The organism is Paraburkholderia sp. (assembly GCF_026225065.1).
GTDB lineage: Bacteria > Pseudomonadota > Gammaproteobacteria > Burkholderiales > Burkholderiaceae > Paraburkholderia.
Genome location: NZ_JAMFSB010000392.1, coordinates 1 through 6,038, shown reverse-complemented (window position 1 = coordinate 6,038; position 6,038 = coordinate 1). Strand labels below are relative to the sequence as shown.

4 protein-coding genes are annotated in these 6,038 nt (G+C 62.4%); 1 reads left to right on the top strand and 3 read right to left on the bottom strand.

Translation table 11 applies throughout. The features are described 5' to 3' along the window. Positions 1-820: hypothetical protein (locus M0954_RS27450; protein ID WP_297356631.1), on the top strand; the 820-nt coding region annotated here is incomplete at its 5' end. A 493-nt stretch (positions 821-1,313) separates the two neighbouring features. Here M0954_RS27450 and M0954_RS27445 read toward each other — a convergent pair. From M0954_RS27445 to M0954_RS27435, 3 genes are all read right to left on the bottom strand, one after another. After that, on the bottom strand, positions 1,314-1,829 hold the full coding sequence (locus M0954_RS27445; protein WP_297356629.1) for a hypothetical protein: 516 nt from the start codon (positions 1,827-1,829) through the stop codon (positions 1,314-1,316). A 455-nt stretch (positions 1,830-2,284) separates the two neighbouring features. Then, complete coding sequence (locus M0954_RS27440) at positions 2,285-3,403, bottom strand: lipocalin-like domain-containing protein (RefSeq protein ID WP_297356627.1); 1,119 nt, start codon at positions 3,401-3,403, stop codon at positions 2,285-2,287. A 95-nt stretch (positions 3,404-3,498) separates the two neighbouring features. Continuing rightward, positions 3,499-6,033 carry an FtsX-like permease family protein gene (locus M0954_RS27435; protein ID WP_297356633.1) on the bottom strand — a complete coding sequence of 845 codons (2,535 nt, stop codon included), beginning with the start codon at positions 6,031-6,033 and terminating at the stop codon, positions 3,499-3,501. Positions 6,034-6,038: the final 5 nt, after the last annotated feature.

The following is a 6,038-nucleotide window of genomic DNA, read 5'->3' as shown; positions in this document are numbered from 1 at the left end:
CGCGGTGTTGGGCGATCCTGAGCGGAGAAAGGCGTACGACCGCGAACTTTCGGCGCGCGAGCAGCAAGCGCCAAAAGTGCAGGGGCCGCCGCCCGGCGCGGCGCCGACATATCCTTCGCCGGGCGGGGGTAATGGCAGGGCGGAACCGTCTTTCACCGGGTCCGGCAGGGCCTCGGCGTTCAACCCGGGGCGGCACCCAGCACCTGAGGCGAAGCCGGCTGCTTTTCGGCAGGGCAAGACGAAGGAGTCGGCTCTGGCGCGTGCCTTCAGAATCGCTGTTTGCGTTGCCATCGTGTTGGCCGCGGCGTGGACGGGGTGGCACACGGAGCATCGCCTACCGGTTCATCGGACCGTGGCGAGCGCGGCGCCGCATGCCAATGCGGCCGTCAAATGGACTAACCCTGTCACCGGCGCAAGTGTGCAGATAGAGGGTGTCTGGACGCTCTCGGTAACGAAAACCGAAAACGGCGAGCCGATCTATACGTTCACCGACCCAACCGGGCGCGCTGCGGTGGTCTTCGCACGCGAAGTCCTTCCGGACGTGGGGTTCAGCCGATACATTCCGGCGTATCTGCGCAACAACGCGTCGACGATGCCGCTCGGCGTGCCGGGGACGCGCGACATGGTCGACGGTCATGAAAGCTGGATCGCCGATGGCCGCCTCAAGTCGGATCCCACTATGAAGACACATGTGGAGTTGCGCCATATCGACGCGTCGTTCTGGCGCATCGTGACCGTGCAGGCGCAGCCCTACGAGGATACGGACGAGGCGACCGGCAAGCTCAAAGAGCAGTTGTGGGGCACGCTGGCAGGGCTTTGATGGGGGGGCCGTGCAAAAACACGGAGACCTAGAAATGGTCTGCTGTGGTCACGACTTTTCGTTCACCACCGTGAAGGTGCCGAAGATTCAAACTTTGCGGGATCAAGTATTGGCTATTAAAAGCTCAGCGCAAACCACCCGAAGAATTCGATCGACGGCAGAAGAAGAACAAGGAACAGAACAGTTATCGTTCGGTTTTCTTTGTCAACTGCGGCAAACCAGATTGCCGTGGCAACGGTTACCACCCACCCTGCGAGGCAGTACAACGACAGGTGCGCGGTCCGTGGCGACGGTGCCCCAGCAAAATCAATCTCGTTCCACGACGCCCGTCTTAGCCAGCCAGCCAGAAAAATCGAAAGCAACTGAGCCAAGCCTATAACGAGATATCGCCGCTTCACTGGTTAGCCTGCTTCGGATAATGGTTCATTTTTGCGAGACGTTTGGATTTCTGTAGCACGGCATCCAGTTCGGCCGGAGTGACCGGCGTTGGGGGCTAGCGCGGGTCGTGGGCCAGAATACCAATAGATTCCAGAGCGTCGGCCACATTCGAGGAGCAACTATTGTCAAACAGACTGTACGTACTTTCATTCGGATGTGCCAGCTTGAATGCTCGATCCACACTGACGCGTCGCTCCAGTTCGCGTTTAACCTTCTCTTTTTCGGCCGGAGATACTCTGAGGACCAAGCCCAGGTTGTCGCGCCATAAATTTCCGCTGGTTCGTATTGATCCGTTGGTCAAATGCACGATGCCCCCATAAAAATAAGTGTGCTTATCGATTTTTACGTATTCTTCATGGGCGCGACTATAGACGGTTCCGTCAATTTCGATGGCGACATGCCCCCATTGTGATCCGACACTGCGGAGCCGCGAGTCGCTAACAATGACCTCAAGGCTGGCGGAATTTACGATAATTTCTTTCGCCGAAGTGTCGTTCGTCGGCGTCGTCGTTCTGGATGCTACCAAACGGTATTTCACCCCGGCCGGGGAGACGTGAATCTGCTCTGGCATCGTTATCCTGCAGGTAGACGTTAATGTCTTCGGCGAACGCGATAGAAGCGAGCAGATGCGTGTGTCCATCTAGATTAGTATCGCCGTGCTCGAAAATACCGTTCTTGCGCTGTACTGCATAAGCGGCGTAAAGCGGTTGTTTGCCCAAGGAGGCGATTACGAGCACCCCTTTTCTTGTGCGTTAGTAAAACTAACGGATTGCGAAGAAAATTTCCATGACAAGAATCGGCTTTCGATTAACTTTGACGATAAGTCACAATTCTGACGTTCTTTTGCGCGCCGAAGATGATGACCGACGCGAGCGGAGCAATACACAGTGAAATGAGGTCGCCTCGGAGACGCCTCAGAAAGAGCTCAAGGAAGTGATCGCGGCGGCCTGAATGATCTCGCCCGAGGCGATAGAAGAAGACCGACCGGGCAAGCGCGTTGTCCATCGGCGGAGGCTACCGATTGAACTACCGCGCCGCCTTCGTCGGATTCTGGAACCCGAACGGCGTCTGATACCCAGTCAGCTCCAGGTAGCCTCGACCGACATTTGCACCACCTCGCGTCACCGTCACCGCACCTTCCCAGTAGGCAGAGCCGGTCGAGTCGCGCGTATCCATTTCCTGATCGTCGAGCAAGGGCTCGAGCTGCCACGTGAGCGCGCCGGTCTTGACGGTTTCAGCCACCGGATAAAGCGTGTTCGTGCGCGGCGAGCGCCACGTTCGCTGTGGGACGAAATCGACCTGGGCCGGGTCAAACGTTGTGACCTTGCCGTTTGCGTCGCGCAGCAGCGCGTGCGCCCAGACCGACCCGCCATTGCGGCCACGCACCTTGAATGCCATCAGCGCAGAGCCGTCAGCGAGGTTCGCACCGAGCCAGTCCCAGCCGGCCGCATCGGGGCTCAGGATCGTACTGGACCATTCGTGATCGAGCCACGCCACGCCGCTTACCGGCGTGGGTGTGCCTGAGCGGCCCGTCGGGTGCGATGGCCGCGAGACGCTGCCGCTGACGCTCAGTTGCGGCTCGCTGTAGTAGTAACTGGCTTCGGTCTGAAGCGGGCCCTTTTGCGAGTAGCCGTGGTCGCCCTGTAGTAGCAGCGGTTGCGTCGGTATGAACGACAGGTTCAGCGCGAACTCGCGCGTCTCGGCGTGCACCAGGTAGTGGCCATCGGTCGCGCGCACCATGCTCCATGTGTCGAGCTTGACGTCGGTGTTGCCGGTTTTGGCGTAGGCGAGGCCAAAGCCCTGCCGGGAGATTTTCTGGTCATGCACGAGTTGGCCGTAAGCCGGATCGCTCAGCGCGACGTGCGCGATAATCAGTTGTGAAGGCGCAAACGCGCTCGGGTCCGCTGCGTCATAACCGGTGGCCGAGCGGAAGAAAGTAATCTGGAAACCTAACGGTTTGTGATCCGGTGTATCGAGCCAGCCGGTGGCGTACCACCATTCGGTCTGAAACGTGGGATGCGCGCCGGTATCCGCTGGAAACATCAACGCGTGACCTGGCGTGACCGTGGCAAACCCAGGTGGCGCTGCTATCGCGGGCAACGCAATCGCTATGCCGAGAAAGGTCGCAGCTATCGCTTGCACCATCGTTCGGAGTGCGACGTTTGTGGATCTGGGTACGCTGCGTGCCAGCGCCGCAGCGCGCAGCCCGGCCCTTGACACGATTCTGACCGATCGCCGCATCACCAATCCTCCTTCACTGCGCGGACCGCATCGACGGAGACCGCCCGGCGTCCCGCCACCACGGCGGTTGCGCACGAAGCCACCAGCATCACCGCAGCCACCATGCTCAAGACGAACCACGGAATATGCAGCGACATGCTCCAATGAAACGACTGCGGGTTGACCACGAACACGAGAATCAGGCTGATGGCAAAGCCGAGGACAAAACCCATCGCAATGCCAAGCGCCGTCAGCATGCCGCCTTCCTTGGCGAGGATGGCGATGATCTGCGCGCGCGTGACGCCGACGTGGCGCAGCATGCCGAACTCTCGCGCGCGGGCGAGCGTTTGCGCAGAGAATGTCGCTGCAACACCGAACAGCCCAATGACGATGGCGACCGCTTCCAGCAGATAAGTGACGGCAAAGCTGCGGTCGAAGATGGTCAGCGAGCGGGCGCGAATCTCGCCGGGTTGCGCGAACTGCAGCGCGTCGCCGAACGGTAGTGCGCGTAGCGCCGCGATGACCCGATCGATGTCGGCGCCCGGCGCGACGGTGATTGCGACATCGGTGGCGCCAGTGTCGTGCGTCAGGCGCCGATAGTCGGCCAGCCGCAACTCGATCGCGCCGGTTTGACGCACATAGTCGCGCCAGATGCCGGCTACGACGAGCGTCTCGTTGTGCTGTCCGACGGGCAGGTCGACATGCTCGCCGAGCCGGTAGCCATACAGATCCACCATGGCCTCGGAGACCCACACTGGCGTCTCGCCATGCAGCGCGGACGGGAGCAGCACGGGCCCGGACATCTGCAGACTCGCACCGGGGTCGGCTGCGTCGATTTCGCGTGCGAGCAGGACGACTGCGGGACGCGCAGGATCGAGTGTGAGTTGCGATGCACGCGTGAATGCTGCGGTCTTGACGCCGGGTGTCGCCGCGATGCTTGCCTGATCGGCGAGGTTCAGCACGCCGGTGTCGCCGTTCGGCGCGACCCGGACATACAGATTCGCGGATAGCAGATGCTCGAGCCACTCGTCGACGGAAACGCGGAAGCTTGCCACCATGATCGCCATCGCGACGATCAGAGCAAAGCTCGAGAGCACGCCGCTCATCGCCACCGACGCTTGTCCGGGCGCATTGGCGAGCCGCGCGAGCGACAGCGCGCTGGTGGTCTTTGCATGACGTCCCACGCGCGAACGACCAAGAGCCGTAAACAACACGGCCGTGCAGCGCGGCATCAACGCAATGCCACCGACGAGGAGCAGTGCGACCGCGAGGTAGCCAAGAATCGGCGCCTCGAAAACGGGCGGCATCTGCGTGAACACCCCCGCCAACGCGAGGCAGCCGAGCGCGGGCCATGGCGTGGCGAGCCGTGCCAACGCGCCTTCTTCACTGCCGGCCTTGAGCGCGGCAGCCGGACGGGCGCGCGCTGCCTCAAGTGCAGGCGCGAGACTGCCAAGCACGGACACGCCGATCCCCAACACAAGAAAAATCGCCGTCGCAATCGGTTCGAAACTGACCCCAGGCCGAACGCCTGGAAAATAGCCGCCGCCCAGATCGCTGCCGAAGAACCGCAACGCGAGGCTTGCCAACCCGTAACCGAGCGCAAGGCCAGCAATCGACCCGAGCACGCCGAGCACGGCGCCTTCCATCAGGATCTGCCGCAGCAACTGGCCGCGCGTAAAGCCGAGCACCCGCAGCATGGCAAGTTGCGAGCGCCGCCGCACGACGCTCAACGCCTGGGTCGAGAACACCAGAAACGCCCCGGTGAACAGCGCCACCAGTGCCAGCACATTCATGTTGATACGGTAAGCGCGTGACAGACGGTCAGTCCGGCTCTCGACGTCGCGCGGTTCGGAGACGACCAGTTGACTTCCAAGCCGCGCCTGCAGGTCGCGCCTGAAGCGCTCGCGGTCGACGCCGCGCTCGAGCTCAAGGTCGACCCGCGACAGCTTGCCGAGCCTGCCGAAACGCCACTGCGCGGCGGCGATATCCATCACGGCAATGCGTTGACCCGGCCGGGCTCGGACGAGGCCGCCTGCGACCCGGAACGGCACGCTAGCCGTGCCGCTCAACAAAGAGATGTGCTGACCGGTCGACGTGTTCAGCCATTGCTGGGCCGCTGGCGAGAGAAAGAGCGTGTCGTCGGCGAGAGTATCCATGGGGCGTTGCGCTGCGGGCACCCCGACCAGATCCGGCGCGATCTGGCTGGCCTTGAAAACGTCGATGCCCAGCACCTTGAGCGGCGCATTCTGGCCGGGCACGGTCGCGTCCAGTTCGAGGACCGGACTGGCGAGTGCGACGCCGGGCTCGCCGGCGAGCCGCGGGTACCACGACTCATCGAAAGTGGGCTGCGCGCCACGCACCTGCAGGTCGGCCTGGCCGGACAGGCTCCGCGCCGCGGCCGAGAATTCGTTGAACGCCGCGCTGTTGATTAACTGCACGGCGTAACCGAGCGCCACACCCAGCGCGATCGTCATGACGGCGACAATTGCGCGCCCGCGCTGACTGCGCCACTCGGCCTCCAGCAGCCAACGGGCAAGCCGCCGGCTGCCGCTCACGGGCG